13 protein-coding genes, 1 tRNA gene and 3 rRNA genes are annotated in these 22,003 nt (G+C 53.8%); 8 read left to right on the top strand and 9 right to left on the bottom strand.

What is annotated here, in order from left to right:
* Positions 1–32: 32 nt before the first annotated feature.
* Entirely contained in the window at positions 33–1,652 is a 1,620-nt protein-coding gene (gene nadB / locus ACE3MN_RS06515; protein ID WP_049085824.1) for an L-aspartate oxidase, read from the top strand.
* On the opposite strand, the gene trmN is transcribed toward nadB, so the two are convergent.
* The gene (gene trmN / locus ACE3MN_RS06510) at positions 1,637–2,377 is read right to left on the bottom strand and encodes a tRNA(1)(Val) (adenine(37)-N(6))-methyltransferase TrmN (RefSeq protein WP_004132794.1); all 741 of its coding nucleotides are present in this window, start codon (positions 2,375–2,377) and stop codon (positions 1,637–1,639) included. The two genes, nadB and trmN, sit on opposite strands and share 16 nt — an antisense overlap.
* 132 nt (positions 2,378–2,509) lie before the next feature.
* Between trmN and srmB the strand changes: the two genes are divergently transcribed.
* Complete coding sequence (srmB, locus tag ACE3MN_RS06505) at positions 2,510–3,841, top strand: ATP-dependent RNA helicase SrmB (RefSeq protein ID WP_024359371.1); 1,332 nt, start codon at positions 2,510–2,512, stop codon at positions 3,839–3,841.
* A 44-nt stretch (positions 3,842–3,885) separates the two neighbouring features.
* Here the strand turns inward: srmB and grcA are convergent, their stop codons facing one another.
* The gene (gene grcA, locus ACE3MN_RS06500; protein WP_004104596.1) at positions 3,886–4,269 is read right to left on the bottom strand and encodes an autonomous glycyl radical cofactor GrcA; all 384 of its coding nucleotides are present in this window, start codon (positions 4,267–4,269) and stop codon (positions 3,886–3,888) included.
* 309 nt (positions 4,270–4,578) lie between these two features.
* Here grcA and ung point away from each other — a divergent pair, with 309 nt between their 5' ends.
* Entirely contained in the window at positions 4,579–5,268 is a 690-nt protein-coding gene (ung, locus tag ACE3MN_RS06495) for a uracil-DNA glycosylase (protein WP_004132784.1), read from the top strand.
* 55 nt (positions 5,269–5,323) lie between these two features.
* Here ung and ACE3MN_RS06490 read toward each other — a convergent pair whose 3' ends face one another.
* A complete protein-coding gene (locus tag ACE3MN_RS06490; RefSeq protein WP_049085826.1) occupies positions 5,324–6,397 on the bottom strand; it encodes a tRNA/rRNA methyltransferase in 1,074 nt (357 codons plus the stop codon).
* A gap of 203 nt (positions 6,398–6,600) precedes the next feature.
* Between ACE3MN_RS06490 and trxC the strand changes: the two genes are divergently transcribed.
* The 5 genes from trxC (at position 6,601) to ACE3MN_RS06465 (ending at position 12,323) form a co-directional block, all read left to right on the top strand.
* Complete coding sequence (gene trxC, locus ACE3MN_RS06485; protein WP_004104599.1) at positions 6,601–7,026, top strand: thioredoxin TrxC; 426 nt, start codon at positions 6,601–6,603, stop codon at positions 7,024–7,026.
* Positions 7,027–7,095: 69 nt separating this feature from the next.
* On the top strand, positions 7,096–7,794 hold the full coding sequence (locus tag ACE3MN_RS06480) for a tRNA-uridine aminocarboxypropyltransferase (protein WP_004132777.1): 699 nt from the start codon (positions 7,096–7,098) through the stop codon (positions 7,792–7,794).
* Between the two features lie 35 nt (positions 7,795–7,829).
* Positions 7,830–10,508, top strand: a complete 2,679-nt coding sequence (locus tag ACE3MN_RS06475; protein ID WP_004132776.1) for a bifunctional acetate--CoA ligase family protein/GNAT family N-acetyltransferase — start codon at positions 7,830–7,832, stop codon at positions 10,506–10,508.
* Positions 10,509–10,601: 93 nt separating this feature from the next.
* The gene (gene pssA, locus ACE3MN_RS06470) at positions 10,602–11,957 is read left to right on the top strand and encodes a CDP-diacylglycerol--serine O-phosphatidyltransferase (protein WP_102649922.1); all 1,356 of its coding nucleotides are present in this window, start codon (positions 10,602–10,604) and stop codon (positions 11,955–11,957) included.
* A gap of 39 nt (positions 11,958–11,996) precedes the next feature.
* Positions 11,997–12,323, top strand: a complete 327-nt coding sequence (locus ACE3MN_RS06465) for a YfiM family lipoprotein (protein ID WP_102649923.1) — start codon at positions 11,997–11,999, stop codon at positions 12,321–12,323.
* A 2-nt stretch (positions 12,324–12,325) separates the two neighbouring features.
* On the opposite strand, the gene ACE3MN_RS06460 is transcribed toward ACE3MN_RS06465, so the two are convergent.
* The 6 genes from ACE3MN_RS06460 to clpB form a co-directional block, all read right to left on the bottom strand.
* Positions 12,326–13,624, bottom strand: a complete 1,299-nt coding sequence (locus tag ACE3MN_RS06460; RefSeq protein WP_004132772.1) for an MFS transporter — start codon at positions 13,622–13,624, stop codon at positions 12,326–12,328.
* 318 nt (positions 13,625–13,942) lie between these two features.
* Positions 13,943–14,058: ribosomal RNA gene (gene rrf, locus ACE3MN_RS06455) — 5S ribosomal RNA — on the bottom strand.
* A gap of 67 nt (positions 14,059–14,125) precedes the next feature.
* Positions 14,126–17,032 (bottom strand): 23S ribosomal RNA (locus ACE3MN_RS06450).
* A 190-nt stretch (positions 17,033–17,222) separates the two neighbouring features.
* Positions 17,223–17,297, bottom strand: a tRNA-Glu gene (locus tag ACE3MN_RS06445).
* A gap of 87 nt (positions 17,298–17,384) precedes the next feature.
* Positions 17,385–18,924 (bottom strand): 16S ribosomal RNA (locus tag ACE3MN_RS06440).
* Together the 16S, 23S and 5S rRNA genes with 1 tRNA gene alongside form the textbook arrangement of a ribosomal RNA operon.
* A gap of 453 nt (positions 18,925–19,377) precedes the next feature.
* On the bottom strand, positions 19,378–21,951 hold the full coding sequence (clpB, locus tag ACE3MN_RS06435) for an ATP-dependent chaperone ClpB (protein ID WP_024358389.1): 2,574 nt from the start codon (positions 21,949–21,951) through the stop codon (positions 19,378–19,380).
* Positions 21,952–22,003 lie beyond the last annotated feature (52 nt).

Below are 22,003 nucleotides of genomic sequence, written 5' to 3'. Positions count from 1 at the left end.
GCTTATTGTGTTTAGTAAATTAAACAAAGGCTATGAAAACAACTTCCGATTCCTCCTGTGATGTGCTGATTATTGGCAGCGGCGCTGCCGGATTATCCCTTGCCTTACGCCTGGCGGAGCGCTGCACGGTCACGGTTCTCAGCAAAGGCCCTATCAGTGAAGGTTCTACTTTTTACGCGCAGGGCGGAATTGCCGCCGTGTTTGATGAAACCGACAGCGTGGAATCTCACATCGAGGATACGTTGATCGCCGGGGCGGGTCTTTGCGATCGCCATGCGGTGTCGTTTGTGGCGAGCAACGCCAAACCGTGCGTTCAGTGGCTGATCGATCAGGGCGTCTTGTTCGATACCCAGGTACAGGCAAACGGTGAGGAGAGCTACCATCTGACCCGCGAGGGGGGGCACAGTCACCGCAGAATCCTCCATGCCGCCGATGCGACCGGTAAAGCCGTTGAAACCACCCTGGTGAGCCAGGCGCTGGCCCACCCCAACATCCGCGTGCTGGAGCGCAGCAACGCCGTTGACCTGATTATCTCCGATAAAATCGGCCTGCCCGGTACGCGCCGGGTGGTGGGCGCGTGGATCTGGAATCGTAATAAAGAAGCGGTTGAAACCTGTAGCGCAAAAGCCGTAGTGCTGGCAACCGGCGGCGCGGCGAAAGTTTACCAGTATACAACGAATCCTGACGTCTCTTCCGGCGATGGTATCGCGATGGCCTGGCGTGCCGGCTGTCGGGTCGCCAATCTCGAATTTAATCAGTTTCATCCAACCGCGCTGTACCATCCGCAAGCGCGCAACTTCCTGTTAACGGAAGCGCTGCGCGGCGAGGGCGCCCTGTTGAAACGCCCGGACGGCACGCGGTTTATGCCGGAGTTTGACGAGCGCGGCGAGCTGGCCCCGCGCGATATCGTCGCCAGAGCCATCGATCATGAGATGAAACGCCTGGGCGCTGACTGCATGTATCTTGATATCAGCCATAAACCCGCAGAATTTATTCGCCACCACTTCCCGATGATCTACGAGAAGCTTCTGGGGCTTGGCATCGATCTGACTAAAGAGCCGGTGCCCGTCGTTCCCGCAGCGCACTACACCTGCGGCGGCGTCATGGTTGATGATAACGGGCGTACAGACGTCGACGGACTGTATGCCATCGGCGAAGTGAGCTATACCGGATTACACGGCGCGAACCGCATGGCGTCAAACTCGCTGCTTGAGTGCCTTGTCTACGGATGGTCCGCCGCCGAGGATATTGTTAAGCGCATGCCTTTCGCGCAGGCGGTCAACGAACTGCCATCGTGGGACGAAAGTCAGGTCGAAATACCGGATGAACTGGTCGTGATTCAGCATAACTGGCATGAGTTGCGCTTGCTGATGTGGGACTATGTCGGCATCGTGCGCACCACCCGCCGCCTCGAGCGCGCCCTGCGCCGCATTAATATGCTGCAGCAGGAGCTGGACGAATACTACGCCCGCTTTCGCGTCTCCAATAATTTACTGGAGCTGCGTAACCTGGTACAGGTTGCCGAGCTGATTGTGCGCTGCGCCATGCTACGTAAAGAGAGCCGAGGGCTGCACTATACGCTCGACTATCCGGAACAGCTGCCGGATAGCGGGCCATCTGTGCTCTCGCCGCTGGCTCACATAAAAAGATAAAAATCCTGGGTCAAAGCGGTAAAACCTTCGGAATACTGCTGCTCCGGCCCACGGATAATCAACCTGTCGCTAAAGCACTCGTCTCCAGGCGTTGGAGAAAAAGCCAACAGAACCCGATGCGGCGGACGCATTTCCGTTTCCGCAACATCGGTACGCAGACGCAGATGCCAGCCCATATTCTGCGCCCGTTGCACAAAGGCGTTTCCAATGTCGACCGGAAGCACGACGCAGAAAAATCCCTCCTCCGTAATCAGCTCGGCGGCGCAGGTTAATAATGTCGCATGATCGAGTGAGGAAGTATAACGAGCCTGCTCGCGCTGCGAGGTTGCGCAAGGCACGCCGTCGGCAAAAAAGGGCGGATTGCTGACAATCAGCTCGTAGCGCCGGGTTTGCGGCGGCTGCCATTGCTGAATATCCGCCTGATGAATCTGCAGACGCCCGGCCCATGGAGAATCCGCAGCGTTTTCTTGCGCCTGCGCTGCCGCCTCTTCATCCAGCTCCACAGCATCTACGATAACCGTCTCCCCGGTTCGCTGCGCGAGCATCAGCGCTAACAGACCGCTGCCGGCGCCGATATCCAGCACGCGTTTAACCTGGGCGATCGGCGCCCATGCGCCAAGTAAAATACCGTCGGTACCCACTTTCATCGCGCATCGGTCGTGGGCGACAAAAAACTGCTTAAACGTAAAACCATTGCGCGGCAGCGCAAACTTCGACTGGGACATCCTCGATAACCTTGCGGGCAAAAAACTTCTGAGCTTAAGGCTATGCACAATACCGGAGAACAGATAGCCTTACAAACAGATGAACATTGCGTCCGTAACGTCTATAATCGGCGGTCCACTCAGAGGTAGATCATGACTGTAACGACTTTTTCCGAACTTGAACTCGACGAAAACCTGCTGGACGCACTCCAGGATAAAGGTTTCACACGCCCGACAGCCATTCAGGCCGCCGCTATTCCGCCTGCGCTTGATGGCCGTGATATTCTCGGTTCAGCCCCGACCGGCACCGGTAAAACGGCGGCGTATCTCCTGCCAGCGTTGCAGCATCTGCTCGATTTTCCGCGCAAGAAGTCTGGTCCGCCGCGCATCCTTATCCTGACCCCCACCCGCGAACTGGCGATGCAGGTTGCCGACCATGCGCGTGAACTGGCAAAACATACTCATCTGGATATCGCCACGATCACCGGCGGTGTCGCCTATATGAACCATGCCGAAGTGTTCAGCGAGAACCAGGACATCGTGGTCGCCACGACCGGTCGCCTGCTGCAATATATTAAAGAAGAAAACTTTGATTGCCGCGCCGTTGAAACGCTGATCCTTGATGAAGCTGACCGCATGCTGGACATGGGCTTCGCGCAGGATATCGAACATATCGCCGGTGAAACCCGCTGGCGTAAGCAGACCATGCTGTTCTCCGCCACCCTCGAAGGCGACGCCATTAAGGATTTTGCCGAGCGTCTGCTGGAAGAGCCGGCGGAAGTTTCGGCGACCCCATCCACTCGCGAACGTAAAAAGATCCATCAGTGGTATTACCGCGCGGATGACATCAAGCATAAAACCGCCCTCCTCGTGCATCTTCTGAAGCAGCCGGAAGCGACGCGTTCTATCGTCTTCGTACGCAAGCGCGAGCGCGTGCATGAACTGGCGGGCTGGCTGCGTGAAGCGGGTATCAATACCTGCTGGCTGGAAGGCGAGATGGTACAGGCGAAACGTAATGAAGCGATTAGCCGTCTCACCGATGGCCGTATTAATGTATTAATCGCTACCGACATTGCCGCCCGCGGTATCGATATCGCGGACGTGAGTCACGTATTCAATTTCGACTTGCCGCGCACGGCGGATATCTACCTGCACCGTATCGGTCGTACCGGGCGCGCGGGTAAAAAAGGAACCGCCATTTCTCTGGTTGAAGCCCACGACCACCTGCTGCTGGGTAAAATTGGCCGCTATATTGAAGAGCCGTTAAAAGCTCGCGTTATCGATGAACTGCGCCCGACCACCCGCGCGCCCAGCGAGAAGCAAACCGGTAAACCCTCCAAGAAGGTTTTAGCGAAGCGAGCAGAGAAGAAAGAGAAAGAAAAAGAGAAGCCGCGCGTCAAAAAACGCCACCGCGATACCAAAAATATTGGCAAGCGTCGTAAACCAAGCGCAGCGGATACACCGCAACAGTCAAACGAAGAGTAAAAAAACGCCGGGATATCCCGGCGTTTTTATATCAAAACTTAAACTTACAGGCTTTCGGTAAAAGTACGGGCGATAACGTCGCGCTGCTGTTCCGGAGTCAGTGAGTTAAAACGTACCGCATAGCCAGACACGCGAATGGTCAGCTGCGGGTATTTTTCCGGATGTTCAACCGCATCCAGCAGAGTTTCGCGACGCAGAACGTTAACGTTCAGGTGCTGGCCGCCTTCAACGCGGACTTCAGGTTTCACGTCTACCGGAATTTCACGGTATTCGATCTCGCCCAGATTGCTCACCGCAACCACGTCATCTTCAGCAAAACCGGCCTTTGCGCACAGGCAGCGGGCTTCGCCTTTTTCGCTATCCAGCAGCCAGAAAGAGTTCAGCAGGTCGTCGTTTGCAGCTTTAGTAATTTGGATACCAGTAATCATTTTTTGCCTCCCAGGCAGGGTTTGTTCGATTATTGGCCTTCGCGGCCAATTGGTAAAACCATTGTTCTATGAGTATATATATCAGCCGGGCACCCGGCATTCTTTGATTTAAATCAACAAAAACCACATCACAAAAGTGGTCATAGCTGGATATTATTGTTTTACATCAAGTTACGCCGTGCCGGACACCAAATAAATTTGTAAATTTTCAATTTTTTTTGCATGAAAAACGGCAATCGCGCGGAGCAAATTTTGTGATGTTGAAAGATGCAGTTAAGCTATGGCGATGACACTTTGCAGGAGAGCAAAATGACCACCCCATTAACCTGGCATGACGTGCTGGCAGAAGAGAAGCAGCAACCCTGGTTTGTTAATACCCTGAAAACCGTAGCTGAAGAACGCCAATCGGGAATCACCATCTATCCCCCGCAAAAAGATGTCTTTAACGCGTTTCGTTATACGGAGTTAAGCGACGTCAAAGTGGTGATCCTCGGCCAGGATCCTTATCACGGACCCGGGCAGGCGCACGGCCTGGCCTTCTCGGTTCTGCCAGGAATTCAGATACCGCCGTCGCTGCTGAATATGTACAAGGAGCTGGAAGGGACGATACCGGGCTTTCAGCGCCCGACTCACGGTTATCTCGAAAGCTGGGCGCGTCAGGGTGTTTTGCTGCTCAATACCGTATTAACGGTTCGTGCCGGGCAGGCGCACTCGCATGCCAGCCTCGGATGGGAGACCTTTACCGATAAAGTGATTTCATTGATTAACCAGCATCGGGAAGGCGTGGTATTTCTGCTATGGGGTTCGCATGCGCAGAAGAAAGGCGCGATAATCGATCGCCAGCGCCACTGCGTGCTCAAAGCACCGCACCCGTCGCCGCTCTCCGCCCACCGCGGGTTCTTTGGCAGTAATCATTTCGTGCAGGCGAATCAGTGGCTGGCCGAACGCGGCGAAGCGCCGATTGACTGGGTACCCAGGCTGCCGGCTGAAAGCGAATAGCTCTGAAAATGAAAATGCCAGCATTACGCTGGCATTTTGACGCTGAGACAAGGTGTTACGCCTTGTTCTGACGCCACCATTCAGCCAGCAGCACGCCGGTGGCTACGGACACGTTCAGGCTTTCAACGTTACCGGTGCCTTCAATCGCGATGTTCAGATCGGCGCTGGAAATAGCGGCGTCGGAAAGACCGTCACTCTCCTGGCCTAACACCAGCACCATTTTCTTCGGCAGCTCGGCTTTAAACAGCGGAGTCCCGTTATGGCTGGAAGTAGAAACAATCGCGTAGCCCGCTTTACGGAAGCGCTCAAGCGTATCAATAAAGCTGTCGCCCGTAATCGGTTCAACGTGTTCCGCGCCGCCTTCCGCAGTACGAATCGCGGCGCCGGATTCCATAACGCCAGCATCCTGCACCACCACGCCCCTGACGCCAAAGTGCGCGCAGCTGCGCATAATCGCGCCGAGGTTATGCGGGTTACCGACATCTTCCAGCGCCAGAACACAATCTTCAGCATCGGCTTTAGCTACCCACTGCTCAACGGAAGTGCCATGGCGCTTTTTAATCAGGAAGCAAACCCCGCCATGGTGTTCAGTGCCGGACGCTTTCGCCAGCTCAGCTTCATCAACCACGTGATAGGCTTTACGATTCGCCGCCATCCAGCGCAGCGCTTCTTTGAAGCGCGGGGTCACGCTCTGGATAAACCAGGCGCGTACAATGGCGTCCGGACGGCTCTGGAAGAGCGCCTGGCAAGCGTTTTCACCATAGACGCGGGTTTCTTCCGCGCGCTGGCGACGCAGCACTTCAGGATCGATAAAGCTTTTTCCGCTGATCCCGCCGTGATCCGCTTTTACCGGCGCCTCATCACCCGGCGCGCGGGATACGGTACGCCACGGAGAGGAACCCTCACCGCCAAAGCCTTCACGCTTGCGATCGTCACGTTTACGATCGCCACCGCGGCTCTCTTTTTCATCGCGCGCAGGGCGGTTACGACCGTCAACACGAGACTTTCCTGGACGTCCCCCGCCCTTCCCGGTACGCGGGTTATGGGTACGTCGGTCAGAATCATCATCACTGCGGACATACATCACTTTGACCTTGCCGCTTTTATTTTTCAGTTCGTCGTCGCTCATTCATTTTCTCCACCTGCGCTGCGCGAAGCGCGCAGATTACCCGATGTGTCATCACTTAGCCATTATTTCATTTAAAAGCCTGAGTCTATCGTATTCATTGAATAAAACTCATTGTCCTTTATTAGCTGCGCATCGATAATATGTAACATTACAGAAACAAATCGGCCACGTGCCGCGCTGCAACCCATAACCAGAGGTTAGTTATGAATACCGTTTGTGCCAGTTGTCAGGCTCTGAACCGCATCCCCGACGATCGTAGCGCCGATGGCGCGAAATGCGGGCGCTGCGGTCACGATCTTTTTGATGGCGATGTGATCAACGCGACCGGGGCAACGCTGGATAAACTGCTGAAGGACGATCTGCCCGTTGTTGTTGATTTCTGGGCGCCGTGGTGCGGCCCCTGCCGTAACTTTGCGCCAATCTTTGAAGATGTGGCTGAAGAACGCAGCGGTGAAATGCGTTTCGTGAAAGTGAATACCGAGATGGAACGCGAACTGAGCGCTCGCTTCCGCATTCGCAGCATCCCGACCATTATGATGTTTAAAAATGGCGAAGTCATCGACATGCTGAATGGCGCCGTCCCCAAAGCGCCTTTCGATAGCTGGCTAAATGAAGCAGGCCAGCAGTAAACCTCACGGGGCACCGCTTGTGCCCCGTTTTCACCTCTGCGACAATGGCGTTTTTTCTTAGCGATCCCCATGACTGATAACGCCGTCCTCCGCCTTCGCGCCGAACGCCTCGCGCGCGCCACCCGGCCTTTTCTTGCTCGCGGCAACCGCATCCACCGCTGCCAGCGCTGCTTGCTACCGTTGAAACAGTGCCTCTGCGCCACCCTCAACCCGGTTGCCGCTACCAGCCGTTTTTGCCTGGTCATGTTCGATACCGAGCCAATGAAGCCCAGCAATACCGGACGCCTGATTGCCGATATCCTGCCGGATACCGAAGCCTTTCAGTGGTCACGAACCGAACCACCGCAGGCGCTGCTGGATTTAGTCGCCGACCCGCAATATCAGCCGATGGTGGTTTTTCCTGCGTCTTATGCCGACGCAGAGCGTCAGGTTCTTGATTCCCCGCTCCCGGGTAAACCACCGCTGTTTATCATGCTTGATGGCACCTGGCCCGAAGCGCGAAAAATGTTCCGCAAAAGCCCCTGGCTTGACGCGCTGCCGATGATTTCCGTCGATCTGTCGCGCATCTCCGCTTATCACCTCCGGGAAGCGCACGCAGAAGGTCAATACTGTACCGCCGAAGTCGCGATTGCGCTGCTGGATCTGGCGGGGGATAAAACCGCGGCCGCGGCTCTTGGCGATCACTTCAGCTTATTCAGAACGCGCTACCTGGCAGGAAAAACCCAGCATAAGGGCAGTATCACAGCACAACTGATAGAAAACGTTTAAAATCATTCGGTCACTGGGGATCAAAGGAGACCGGTATGAGCCAACGAGGCCTGGAAGCATTGCTGCGGCCAAAGTCGATCGCCGTTATTGGCGCGTCAATGAAACCACAGCGCGCCGGTTATCTGATGATGCGCAACCTGCTGGCTGGCGGGTTTAACGGCCCCGTCCTCCCCGTTACGCCAGCGTGGAAAGCGGTTCAGGGCGTACTGGCCTGGCCTGACGTCGATAGCCTGCCCTTCACGCCCGATCTCGCCGTGCTTTGCACCAACGCCCGCAGAAACCTTGAGCTGCTGGAAGCGCTGGGGCAAAAAGGGTGCAAAACCTGCATCATTCTCTCTTCCATACCCGAACAGTATCCCGCTCTGCTGGAATGTGCCGCCCGCTATCAGATGCGGCTGCTCGGCCCGAACAGTCTTGGCCTGCTTGCGCCGTGGCAGGGTCTTAACGCCAGCTTTTCGCCGGTGCCTATACATCGCGGTAAACTGGCGTTTATTTCGCAATCGGCGGCGGTCTCCAATACTATCCTCGACTGGGCTCAGCAGCGTGAGATGGGTTTCTCTTACTTTATTGCGCTGGGCGATAGCCTGGACATCGACGTTGATGACCTGCTTGATTTCCTCGCTCGCGACAGTAAAACCAGCGCGATTTTGCTCTATCTCGAACACCTCAGCGATGCCCGCCGCTTTGTCTCGGCGGCCCGTAGCGCATCGCGTAATAAGCCGATCCTGGTGATTAAAAGCGGACGCAGTCCGGCTGCGCAGAAGCTCCTGCACGTCAACTCCGGCATGGATCCGGCGTGGGACGCCGCTATTCAGCGCGCAGGCTTATTGCGGGTACAGGATACGCACGAGCTGTTCTCTGCGGTCGAAACCCTCAGCCACATGCGCCCGCTGCGCGGCGAGAAACTGATGATTATCAGCAACGGCGCCGCTCCGGCTGCGCTGGCGCTGGATGAGCTCTGGCTGCGCAACGGCAAACTTGCCGCTCTCAGCGAAGAGACCAGCAGCGCTCTCCGTCAGGCATTACCGGAAACTATCGCTATCGCCAACCCGCTGGATCTCCGCGATGACGCCAGCAGCGAGCATTACCTCAAAGCGCTGAACATATTGCTGGATAGCCATGACTACGATGCGCTACTGGTGATCCATTCCCCCAGCGCTGCCGCGCCGGGGACAGAGAGCGCGCTGGCGCTGATTGACGCTCTGAAGCGTCATCCGCGCGGCAAATACGTTACGGTTCTCACCAACTGGTGCGGTGAGTTCTCTTCACAAGAAGCGCGGCGTCTGTTTAGCGATGCGGGGCTGCCGACCTATCGAACGCCTGAGGGAACGATTACCGCTTTTATGCACATGGTGGAGTACCGGCGTAACCAGAAACAGCTCAGGGAAACTCCGGTCCTGTCAGATTCGTTAACCACTAACACTGCCGAAGCGCACAGCCTGCTGCAACGCGCAATGAATGAAGGCGCAACGTCGCTGGATACCCATGAAGTGAGCCCCGTGCTGCGCGCTTACGGTATTCATACTCTGCCAACGTGGATTGCCGCCGATAGCGCCGAGGCTGTACATATCGCCGAGCAGATTGGCTACCCCGTCGCTCTGAAGCTACGCTCGCCCGATATTCCGCATAAGTCGGAAGTTCAGGGGGTTATGCTTTATCTGCGCACGGCAACCGAGGTACAGCAGGCCGCGGATGCGATCTTCGATCGCGTCAAAATGACCTGGCCTCAGGCGCGTATTCACGGGCTGCTGGTGCAAAGCATGGCTAATCGCGCCGGAGCGCAAGAGCTGCGGGTTGTGGTTGAGCACGATCCGGTTTTTGGGCCGCTGATCATGCTGGGAGAAGGCGGCGTCGAATGGCGGGCTGAGGATCAGGCCGCCGTCGCGCTCCCGCCGCTGAATATGAACCTTGCGCGCTACCTCGTTATCCAGGCCATCAAAAGTAAAAAAGTGCGCGGGCGCAGCGCGCTGCGCCCGCTCGATATACCCGGCCTGAGCCAGCTACTGGTACAGGTATCGAATTTGATCGTCGACTGCCCGGAAATACAGCGCCTGGATATTCACCCTCTTCTGGCTTCCGGCCACGAGTTCACCGCGCTTGACGTCACGTTAACGCTCGCCCCTTTCACCGGCGACAGCGAAAGCCGCCTCGCCATACGCCCTTATCCACAGCAGCAGGAGGAGTGGGTGGTGATGAAGAATGGCGAACGCTGCCTTTTCCGTCCCATACTCCCGGAAGATGAGCCGCAGCTGATGGCCTTTATCGCTCAGGTCACGAAGGAAGATCTCTATTATCGTTACTTCAGCGAAATCAACGAATTTACCCATGATGATTTAGCCAATATGACGCAGATCGACTACGATCGAGAAATGGCCTTTGTTGCTGTGCGCACCACGGCCGAGGGGGATGAGATCCTCGGCGTGACGCGGGCGATCTCCGACCCGGATAATATCGATGCCGAGTTTGCCGTCCTGGTGCGCTCCGACCTGAAAGGTATGGGTTTAGGCCGCAAGCTCCTGGAAAAGCTGATTGCCTATACGCAAAACCACGGCTTGCAGCGGCTGAATGGTATTACCATGCCGAATAATAAAGGCATGATCGGCCTTGCCAGAAAGCTAGGATTCTCGGTTGATATTCAGCTTGAAGATGGGATTGTCAGTTTGTCTCTACAGCTTGTACCTGAGCAATTACAAACGGCTGGCCGCAATTGTTGACTACTTTAACGGGCAGTAATGGTATTATTGCCCGCTTACGTCGTCTGCATGGTACAGAAGACCCTTCAATAAACAGAGAAGAAACGCACTGTGATGTTGTCAAAATTTAAACGCAATAAACATCAACAACACCTTGCCCAACTCCCTAAGCTTTCTCAGTCAGTTGATGATATCGAGTTCTTTTACGCTCCAGCAGATTTTCGGCAAGCGTTACTGGCCAGGATAGCTCAAGCCACCCAGCGTATTTGTATCATTGCGCTTTATCTGGAACAGGATGATGGCGGCAAAGGAATTTTGCAGGCGCTATACGACGCTAAGCGTCAGCGTCCAGAATTAGATGTGCAGGTGCTGGTCGACTGGCATCGCGCCCAGCGCGGGCGTATTGGTGCCGCGGCGTCAAACACCAATGCCGACTGGTACTGCCGCATGGCTCAGGAAAACCCCGGTATTGACATCCCGGTTTATGGCGTTCCGGTCAATACCCGGGAAGCGCTAGGCGTTCTCCATTTCAAAGGCTTTATCATTGATGACAGCGTGCTCTACAGCGGCGCCAGTCTGAATGACGTTTACCTGCATCAGCACGATAAGTATCGCTATGACCGCTACCAGTGCATTCGCAACGGTAAAATGGCCGATGTGATGTTTGACTGGGTTGAGAATAATCTGGTGCAAGGGCGTGGAGTTAACCGCCTTGACAGGGCCGATCGGCCAAAAAGTCCGGAAATCAAAAATGACATCCGTCAGTATCGCCAGGAACTCCGCGATAGCGGCTATCATTTTCTCGGCAATGCTGATGAAGATCAGCTGTCGGTTACCCCTTTAGTTGGTCTGGGGAAGACCAGCCTGTTGAATAAAACCATTTTCCATCTGATGCCCTGCGCTGAGCATAAGCTGACTATCTGCACCCCTTATTTCAACCTGCCCGCTCTGCTAGTGCGTAATATCATTCAGCTGCTACGCAGCGGGAAGAAAGTTGAAATTATTGTTGGTGATAAAACCGCTAATGATTTCTATATACCGGAAGATCAGCCGTTTAAAATTATCGGCGCGCTGCCCTACCTTTATGAAATCAATCTGCGGCGCTTTCTGAGCCGACTACAGTATTATGTCAACACCGATCAGCTGATTGTCCGTTTATGGAAGGACGACGATAACAGCTACCACCTGAAAGGCATGTGGGTTGATGACGAATGGATGCTGCTGACCGGCAACAACTTGAACCCGCGCGCCTGGCGACTGGATTTAGAGAACGCGATTCTTATCCACGACCCGAAACATCAGCTTGGCGCAATGCGTGAAAAAGAGCTCAATCTCATCCGCAAACATACTACGATCGTTCAGCATTATCGCGATTTGCAAAGTATTGCCGATTACCCGATAAAGGTACGCAAACTGATCAGGCGTCTGCGACGTATTCGAATCGACCGTCTTATCAGCCGTATTCTCTGAATTCTCGCCCCGCCCAGCGGGGCTTTTTCTGGAATTAGTATGCGCGTCATCATTCTTATTGTCCCACTATTATTACTGACCGGCTGCAGCCATATGGCTAATGATGCATGGAGTGGCCAGGATAAAGCCCAACACTTCCTCGCCTCAGCCATGCTTTCCGCCGCAGGCAACGAATATGCCCAACATCAGGGCTATAGCCGCGACCGTAGTGCCGCCATTGGCTTTATGTTTTCCGTGAGTTTAGGGGCATCGAAGGAGCTATGGGACAGCCGCCCATCCGGGAGCGGCTGGAGCTGGAAGGATTTCGCCTGGGATGTGGCAGGTGCCACTACCGGCTATGCGGTATGGCAGCTGGCACATCAGTAAGCCTACAAACGTAGACCTTTGCCTTTACGATGTAGCGTCAGGGACACCAGGAATGCGATCGCTCCCATTACGGTCACGTACCAGTAAAAAGCGTGCTCAATTCCTGCCGATTTTAACGACAGCGCGACGTACTCGGCCGAGCCGCCAAATAGCGCATTCGCCACCGCATAAGATAGCCCAACCCCCAGGGCGCGTACCTGTGCCGGAAACATTTCAGCCTTCAGAATTCCGCTAATTGAGGTATAAAAGCTCACTATCAGCAGGGCACATATTACTAAAGCAAATGCTGCATACGGCGAACTCACGTTCTGTAATGCATTGAGAATCGGGACAGTAAAGACGGTAACAAGTACGCCAAAACAGAGCATTGAGGTCCGGCGGCCAATCTTATCCGAGAGCGCGCCAAAAAGCGGCTGAACCAGCATATAAACAAATAAAGCCGCGGTCATAATCATGCTGGCGGTACCCGCCGTCATGCCAGCGGTGTTGACCAGATATTTCTGCATATAGGTTGTAAAGGTATAAAAGCTTAATGAACCTGCGGCAGTGAATCCGAGCACCATGATAAATGCCTTGCGGTTACGCCATAATCCTTTAAACGATCCCGCTTCTTTTAACGCGCGAGTTTCCTGTTTTGAGGTTTCGTCCAACTGGCGGCGCAGCCACAGGGCAACGATGGCTAATACTGCGCCGAGAGCGAAGGGGATCCGCCATCCCCACGCATGCAGCGCCTCATCGCTGAGGATCTGTTGTAACGCAACAACAACAAGTACAGCCAGAAGTTGGCCGCCAATCAGCGTGACGTACTGAAATGAGGCATAGAAGCCTTTTTTACCTTCTACGGCAACTTCGCTCATATAGGTAGCGCTGGTACCGTATTCTCCGCCAACGGACAGACCCTGGAATAAACGAGCCAGCAATAGCAGAGCCGGAGCCCAGGTCCCTATCGTTGCATAACCCGGCAAGCAGGCAATCACCAGAGAACCAAAACACATCATGCAAACAGAGATAAGCATGGAGGTTTTACGTCCACGGCGATCGGCAATACGCCCGAATATCCAGCCCCCGATCGGACGCATCAGAAAACCAGCAGCGAAGACCCCTGCAGTTTGTAACAATTGCGTAGTGGTGTTGCCAGAAGGAAAGAAGATATGCGCAAAGTAGAGTGAGCAAAATGAATAGACGTAGAAATCAAACCATTCAACCAAATTCCCTGATGATGCCCCTACGATTGCCCATATACGACGCCGGGTATCACCGTGATCCTGGGATTCACGTTCGCTAATACTGCTTTCTGTCATTGTAATTCTGCTCCAGCAAAGACTGCAATCTGCTGTGTTGGATGACCCAACTCACTCAGACAAATTAATTAGTAAACCAAATGTTATATAATTGTTATTATTTTATATGTGATAAATATCACATTTTATTTCTTACTGTGGCGATTCAAGATTAACGCGAACGGACAGGCTGGGATGAAGTGAAATATGAGGGTAAGTCCCTCTGGACAGGCTTTTATATTACAAGGAAGGAGGGGAACGCATGGCTGGCCGGGACGATTTTGCTTATCTGAAACGCAAAAAGCCCATCCGTCAGGATGGGCTCTTCACTTAATTGATGCCTGGCAGTTCCCTACTCTCACATGGGGAGACCCCACACTACCATCGGCGCTACGGCGTTTCACTTCTGAGTTCGGCATGGGGTCAGGTGGGACCACCGCGCTAGTGCCGCCAGGCAAATTCTGTTATCTGTATCAGGCTGAAAATCTTCTCTCAAATCCGCCAAAACATCTTCGGCGTTGTAAGGTTAAGCCTCACGGTTCATTAGTACCGGTTAGCTCAACGCATCGCTGCGCTTACACACCCGGCCTATCAACGTCGTCGTCTTCAACGTTCCTTCAGGACTCTCAAGGAGTCAGGGAGAACTCATCTCGGGGCAAGTTTCGTGCTTAGATGCTTTCAGCACTTATCTCTTCCGCATTTAGCTACCGGGCAATGCCATTGGCATGACAACCCGAACACCAGTGATGCGTCCACTCCGGTCCTCTCGTACTAGGAGCAGCCCCCCTCAATTCTCCAGCGCCCACGGCAGATAGGGACCGAACTGTCTCACGACGTTCTAAACCCAGCTCGCGTACCACTTTAAATGGCGAACAGCCATACCCTTGGGACCTACTTCAGCCCCAGGATGTGATGAGCCGACATCGAGGTGCCAAACACCGCCGTCGATATGAACTCTTGGGCGGTATCAGCCTGTTATCCCCGGAGTACCTTTTATCCGTTGAGCGATGGCCCTTCCATTCAGAACCACCGGATCACTATGACCTGCTTTCGCACCTGCTCGCGCCGTCACGCTCGCAGTCAAGCCAGCTTATGCCATTGCACTAACCTCCTGATGTCCGACCAGGATTAGCTGACCTTCGTGCTCCTCCGTTACTCTTTAGGAGGAGACCGCCCCAGTCAAACTACCCACCAGACACTGTCCGCAACCCCGATTAGGGGCCCACGTTAGAACACCAGCCATTAAAGGGTGGTATTTCAAGGATGGCTCCATGCAGACTGGCGTCCACACTTCAAAGCCTCCCACCTATCCTACACATCAAGGACCAGTGTTCAGTGTCAAGCTATAGTAAAGGTTCACGGGGTCTTTCCGTCTTGCCGCGGGTACACTGCATCTTCACAGCGAGTTCAATTTCACTGAGTCTCGGGTGGAGACAGCCTGGCCATCATTACGCCATTCGTGCAGGTCGGAACTTACCCGACAAGGAATTTCGCTACCTTAGGACCGTTATAGTTACGGCCGCCGTTTACCGGGGCTTCGATCAAGAGCTTCTCCTTACGGATAACCCCATCAATTAACCTTCCGGCACCGGGCAGGCGTCACACCGTATACGTCCACTTTCGTGTTTGCACAGTGCTGTGTTTTTAATAAACAGTTGCAGCCAGCTGGTATCTTCGACTGATTTCAGCTCCATGGGTAAACCACTTCACCTACATATCAGCGTGCCTTCTCCCGAAGTTACGGCACCATTTTGCCTAGTTCCTTCACCCGAGTTCTCTCAAGCGCCTTGGTATTCTCTACCTGACCACCTGTGTCGGTTTGGGGTACGATTTGATGTTACCTGATGCTTAGAGGCTTTTCCTGGAAGCAGGGCATTTGTCACTTCAGCACCGTAGTGCCTCGTCATCACACCTCAGCGTTGATAACGTTCCGGATTTACCTGGAACATCCGCCTACATGCTTAAACCGGGACAACCGTCGCCCGGCCAACATAGCCTTCTCCGTCCCCCCTTCGCAGTAACACCGAGTACAGGAATATTAACCTGTTTCCCATCGACTACGCCTTTCGGCCTCGCCTTAGGGGTCGACTCACCCTGCCCCGATTAACGTTGGACAGGAACCCTTGGTCTTCCGGCGTGCGGGTTTTTCACCCGCATTATCGTTACTTATGTCAGCATTCGCACTTCTGATACCTCCAGCAACCCTCACAGGCCACCTTCAACGGCTTACAGAACGCTCCCCTACCCAACAACACATAGTGTCGCTGCCGCAGCTTCGGTGCATGGTTTAGCCCCGTTACATCTTCCGCGCAGGCCGACTCGACCAGTGAGCTATTACGCTTTCTTTAAATGATGGCTGCTTCTAAGCCAACATCCTGGCTGTCTGGGCCTTCCCACATCGTTTCCCACTTAACCATGACTTTGGGACCTTAGCTGGCGGTCTGGGTTGTTTCCCTCTTCACGACGGACGTTAGCACCCGCCGTGTGTCTCCCGTGATAACATTCTTCGGTATTCGTAGTTTGCATCGGGTTGGTAAGTCGGGATGACCCCCTAGCCGAAACAGTGCTCTACCCCCGAAGATGAGTTCACGAGGCGCTACCTAAATAGCTTTCGGGGAGAACCAGCTATCTCCCGGTTTGATTGGCCTTTCACCCCCAGCCACAAGTCATCCGCTAATTTTTCAACATTAGTCGGTTCGGTCCTCCAGTTAGTGTTACCCAACCTTCAACCTGCCCATGGCTAGATCACCGGGTTTCGGGTCTATACCCTGCAACTTAACGCCCAGTTAAGACTCGGTTTCCCTGCGGCTCCCCTATACGGTTAACCTTGCTACAGAATATAAGTCGCTGACCCATTATACAAAAGGTACGCAGTCACCCCATAAAGAGGCTCCTACTGCTTGTACGTACACGGTTTCAGGTTCTTTTTCACTCCCCTCGCCGGGGTTCTTTTCGCCTTTCCCTCACGGTACTGGTTCACTATCGGTCAGTCAGGAGTATTTAGCCTTGGAGGATGGTCCCCCCATATTCAGACAGGATACCACGTGTCCCGCCCTACTCTTCGAGTTCACAGCCTGTGCGTTTTAGTGTACGGGAGTATCACCCTGTACCCTGCGACTTTCCAGACGCTTCCACTAACACACAAGCTGATTCAGACTCCGGGCTGCTCCCCGTTCGCTCGCCGCTACTGGGGGAATCTCGGTTGATTTCTTTTCCTCGGGGTACTTAGATGTTTCAGTTCCCCCGGTTCGCCTCGTTTGACTATGTATTCATCAAACGATAGTGCAACGAATTGCACTGGGTTTCCCCATTCGGACATCGCCGGCTATAACGGTTCATATCACCTTACCGACGCTTTTCGCAGATTAGCACGTCCTTCATCGCCTCTGACTGCCAGGGCATCCACCGTGTACGCTTAGTCGCTTAACCTCACAACCCGAAGATGTTTCGTAAAACATCGTCGTGTCGCGAAAATTTGAGAGACTCGAACACACATTAGCTGTGTGTCGTTTCAATTTTCAGCTTGATCCAGATTTTTAAAGAGCAAATATCTCAAACGTCACCCGAAGATGAGTTTTGAGATATCGGTTGGTTGTGCCTTTCACTCACAGCCAGCAAGTGGCGTCCCCTAGGGGATTCGAACCCCTGTTGCCGCCGTGAAAGGGCGGAGTCCTAACCGCTAGACGAAGGGGACACGAGGTGTCGCGACTTCGCAGCCGTCTTGCTTCTTTACATCTATCAGACAATCTGTGTGGACACTACAAAGGCAGGTTCTTTCAGGTAAGGAGGTGATCCAACCGCAGGTTCCCCTACGGTTACCTTGTTACGACTTCACCCCAGTCATGAATCACAAAGTGGTAAGCGCCCTCCCGAAGGTTAAGCTACCTACTTCTTTTGCAACCCACTCCCATGGTGTGACGGGCGGTGTGTACAAGGCCCGGGAACGTATTCACCGTGGCATTCTGATCCACGATTACTAGCGATTCCGACTTCATGGAGTCGAGTTGCAGACTCCAATCCGGACTACGACATACTTTATGAGGTCCGCTTGCTCTCGCGAGGTCGCTTCTCTTTGTATATGCCATTGTAGCACGTGTGTAGCCCTACTCGTAAGGGCCATGATGACTTGACGTCATCCCCACCTTCCTCCAGTTTATCACTGGCAGTCTCCTTTGAGTTCCCGACCGAATCGCTGGCAACAAAGGATAAGGGTTGCGCTCGTTGCGGGACTTAACCCAACATTTCACAACACGAGCTGACGACAGCCATGCAGCACCTGTCTCAGAGTTCCCGAAGGCACCAAAGCATCTCTGCTAAGTTCTCTGGATGTCAAGAGTAGGTAAGGTTCTTCGCGTTGCATCGAATTAAACCACATGCTCCACCGCTTGTGCGGGCCCCCGTCAATTCATTTGAGTTTTAACCTTGCGGCCGTACTCCCCAGGCGGTCGACTTAACGCGTTAGCTCCGGAAGCCACTCCTCAAGGGAACAACCTCCAAGTCGACATCGTTTACAGCGTGGACTACCAGGGTATCTAATCCTGTTTGCTCCCCACGCTTTCGCACCTGAGCGTCAGTCTTTGTCCAGGGGGCCGCCTTCGCCACCGGTATTCCTCCAGATCTCTACGCATTTCACCGCTACACCTGGAATTCTACCCCCCTCTACAAGACTCCAGCCTGCCAGTTTCGAATGCAGTTCCCAGGTTGAGCCCGGGGATTTCACATCCGACTTGACAGACCGCCTGCGTGCGCTTTACGCCCAGTAATTCCGATTAACGCTTGCACCCTCCGTATTACCGCGGCTGCTGGCACGGAGTTAGCCGGTGCTTCTTCTGCGGGTAACGTCAATCGACAAGGTTATTAACCTTATCGCCTTCCTCCCCGCTGAAAGTACTTTACAACCCGAAGGCCTTCTTCATACACGCGGCATGGCTGCATCAGGCTTGCGCCCATTGTGCAATATTCCCCACTGCTGCCTCCCGTAGGAGTCTGGACCGTGTCTCAGTTCCAGTGTGGCTGGTCATCCTCTCAGACCAGCTAGGGATCGTCGCCTAGGTGAGCCGTTACCCCACCTACTAGCTAATCCCATCTGGGCACATCTGATGGCAAGAGGCCCGAAGGTCCCCCTCTTTGGTCTTGCGACGTTATGCGGTATTAGCTACCGTTTCCAGTAGTTATCCCCCTCCATCAGGCAGTTTCCCAGACATTACTCACCCGTCCGCCACTCGTCACCCGAGAGCAAGCTCTCTGTGCTACCGTTCGACTTGCATGTGTTAGGCCTGCCGCCAGCGTTCAATCTGAGCCATGATCAAACTCTTCAATTTAAGTTTGATGCTCGTGAATTAAACTTCGTAATGAATTACGTATGTTCACTCAGAGACTTGGTATTCATTTTTCGTCCGAAGACGTTAAGAATCCATGTCACTTTGAGTGCCCACACAGATTGTCTGATAAATTGTTAAAGAGCAGTGCAACGCGGCTTTCGCTCACCGTTGCGAGGTGGCGTATATTACGCTTTCCTCATTCAGAGTCAAGCGTTTAATTTCGCTTTTCTCTGCCGGTATTCATCGCTGAATCCCGCTGACCCGGCGGCTTGCGTGCCGTTTTTCCGTGTCAGTGGAGGCGCATTATAGGGAGTAATTCTGAAGTGGCAAGGGGAATTTTAAAAAAAAACCTCACCTGCTTAATTTTCGGCCAAAATATCGGCTGAGATTAAATTATTGCCTGGTTTTTAAACAAAAACGAGCCCAGGGGGCCCGTTTTTGCTGTTTTGTGATTTACTGCACTGCCACTATCCGGTCATTTTTCACGACCAGCTGCACTTCTTTACCTGGTATCAGCTCACCGGAAAGAATCTGCTGTGCCAGGGGGTTTTCGATCTGCTGCTGGATAGCACGTTTCAGAGGACGTGCGCCATAAACCGGATCGTACCCATTTTCGCTCAGCAGCTTCAGCGCCTCATCAGAGAGGTGGACTTCGTAGCCGCGCTCCTCCAGTCGTTTATACAACCGCTGCAGCTGAATCTGCGCAATAGAAGCAATGTGTTTTTCACCTAACGGGTGGAAGACAACCACTTCATCAATACGGTTGATAAACTCCGGGCGGAAGCTTTGACTAACCACACCCAGCACCAGATCTTTCATGTGACTGTAATCCAGCGCACCAAAACGTTCCTGAATGAGATCCGAACCGAGGTTGGAGGTCATAATGACAACCGTATTGCGGAAGTCGACCGTTCTCCCCTGCCCGTCAGTCAAACGTCCATCGTCCAGTACCTGCAGCAGAATGTTAAAGACATCCGGATGCGCTTTTTCCACTTCATCCAGCAGGATGACGGAATAAGGACGACGGCGGACCGCCTCAGTGAGATAGCCACCTTCTTCATAACCGACGTATCCCGGAGGCGCCCCAACCAGACGTGAAACGGAATGTTTCTCCATAAACTCTGACATGTCGATACGTACCATTGCATCGTCGCTGTCAAACATAAAGTTAGCCAGCGCTTTACAGAGTTCTGTTTTACCTACCCCAGTAGGACCGAGGAACAGGAACGAGCCAATCGGACGGTTAGGATCGGATAACCCGGCACGACTACGGCGGATCGCATTCGATACCGCTTCAACCGCTTCGTTCTGACCAATAACGCGGCTATGCAGCTCCTGCTCCATACGCAGCAGCTTCTCACGTTCGCCTTCGAGCATTCTCGCAACCGGAATCCCCGTCCAACGAGCCAACACTTCCGCGATTTCCGCATCCGTGACTTTATTCCGCAGCAGGCGCATCGTCTTGCCTTCAGACTGCGTTGCCGCCGCCAGCTGTTTTTCCAGTTCCGGGATCTTGCCGTACTGCAGCTCGGACATCCGCGCCAGATCGCCGACGCGACGCGCCTGCTCAATCGCGATTTTAGCCTGTTCCAGCTCGGCCTTAATCGTCTGGGTGCCGGAGAGCGACGCTTTTTCAGCCTTCCACTCTTCTTCTAAGACTGAATATTGACGCTCTTTATCCGCCAGTTCCTCATTCAGCATATCCAACCGCTTAATGCTGGCTTCATCAGACTCTTTCTTCAGCGCCTGCTGTTCCAGCTTGAGCTGAATGATGCGACGATCGAGTCTGTCCAGCTCTTCCGGTTTTGAGTCAATCTGCATACGGATACTGGATGCAGCTTCATCGATCAGGTCAATAGCTTTGTCCGGCAGCTGTCGGTCAGCGATATAACGGTGGGACAGCGTAGCCGCCGCTACAATCGCCGGGTCAGTGATCTGCACGTGGTGGTGCAGTTCATAACGTTCTTTCAGACCACGCAAAATCGCAATGGTATCTTCAACCGTCGGTTCCGCAACGAACACTTTCTGGAAACGACGCTCCAGCGCGGCGTCTTTCTCAATGTACTGGCGATATTCATCCAGCGTCGTGGCGCCCACGCAGTGCAGCTCACCACGCGCCAGCGCCGGTTTCAGCATATTCCCGGCGTCCATGGCACCGTCTGCTTTACCTGCGCCCACCATCGTGTGCAGCTCATCGATAAACAGGATGACGTTGCCTTCCTGCTTGGCGAGATCGTTTAGCACGCCTTTTAAGCGTTCTTCAAACTCACCGCGATACTTGGCACCCGCCACTAGCGCGCCCATATCGAGCGCCAGGACCCGACGCCCCTTCAATCCTTCCGGTACTTCACCATTGACGATCCGCTGCGCCAGTCCTTCAACAATGGCCGTTTTACCTACGCCGGGTTCACCAATAAGCACCGGGTTATTTTTGGTACGACGCTGCAGAACCTGAATCGTTCGACGAATTTCTTCATCACGGCCAATCACCGGGTCAAGCTTACCCTGCTCGGCACGTTCGGTTAGATCGACGGTAAATTTTTTCAAAGCCTGACGTTGGTCTTCGGCTCCCTGATCGTTCACGCTTTCACCTCCGCGCATTTGTTCAATCGCCTGACTCACGTTAGCGGTTGTGGCTCCGGCGGATTTTAAAAGGTCGGTCAGCGTGCCGCGGGATTCAAGTACCGCCAGAACGAACAGTTCTGACGAAATAAAGTTGTCCTTTCTCTTTTGCGCCAGCTTGTCGCAAAGGTTAAGGATACGCACTAAATCCTGGGACGGTTGAACATCGCCACCGGTACCTTCCACCTGCGGCAATCGGCTCAACGCCTGTTCAATATTGGTGCGTAACTCTCCGGCGTTAATGCCAGCCGAAGTTAATAAAGGACGTACCGATCCCCCTTCCTGATTCAGCAAGGCGCTCATTAGATGAAGAGGTTCGATGAATTGGTTGTCGTGCCCAAGCGCAAGAGACTGGGCATCGGCAAGAGCAAGCTGGAATTTATTGGTAAGACGATCCAGACGCATAACTCCTCCCATAACAGGTCAAATTTGCTACTGGAGATTAAATGAGGTCATC

Source organism: Klebsiella grimontii (assembly GCF_042137965.1).
Classification (GTDB): Bacteria; Pseudomonadota; Gammaproteobacteria; order Enterobacterales; family Enterobacteriaceae; genus Klebsiella; species Klebsiella grimontii.
Note: the sequence above shows the minus strand (reverse complement) of the source record. Positions and strands in the feature narration are given on the sequence as shown.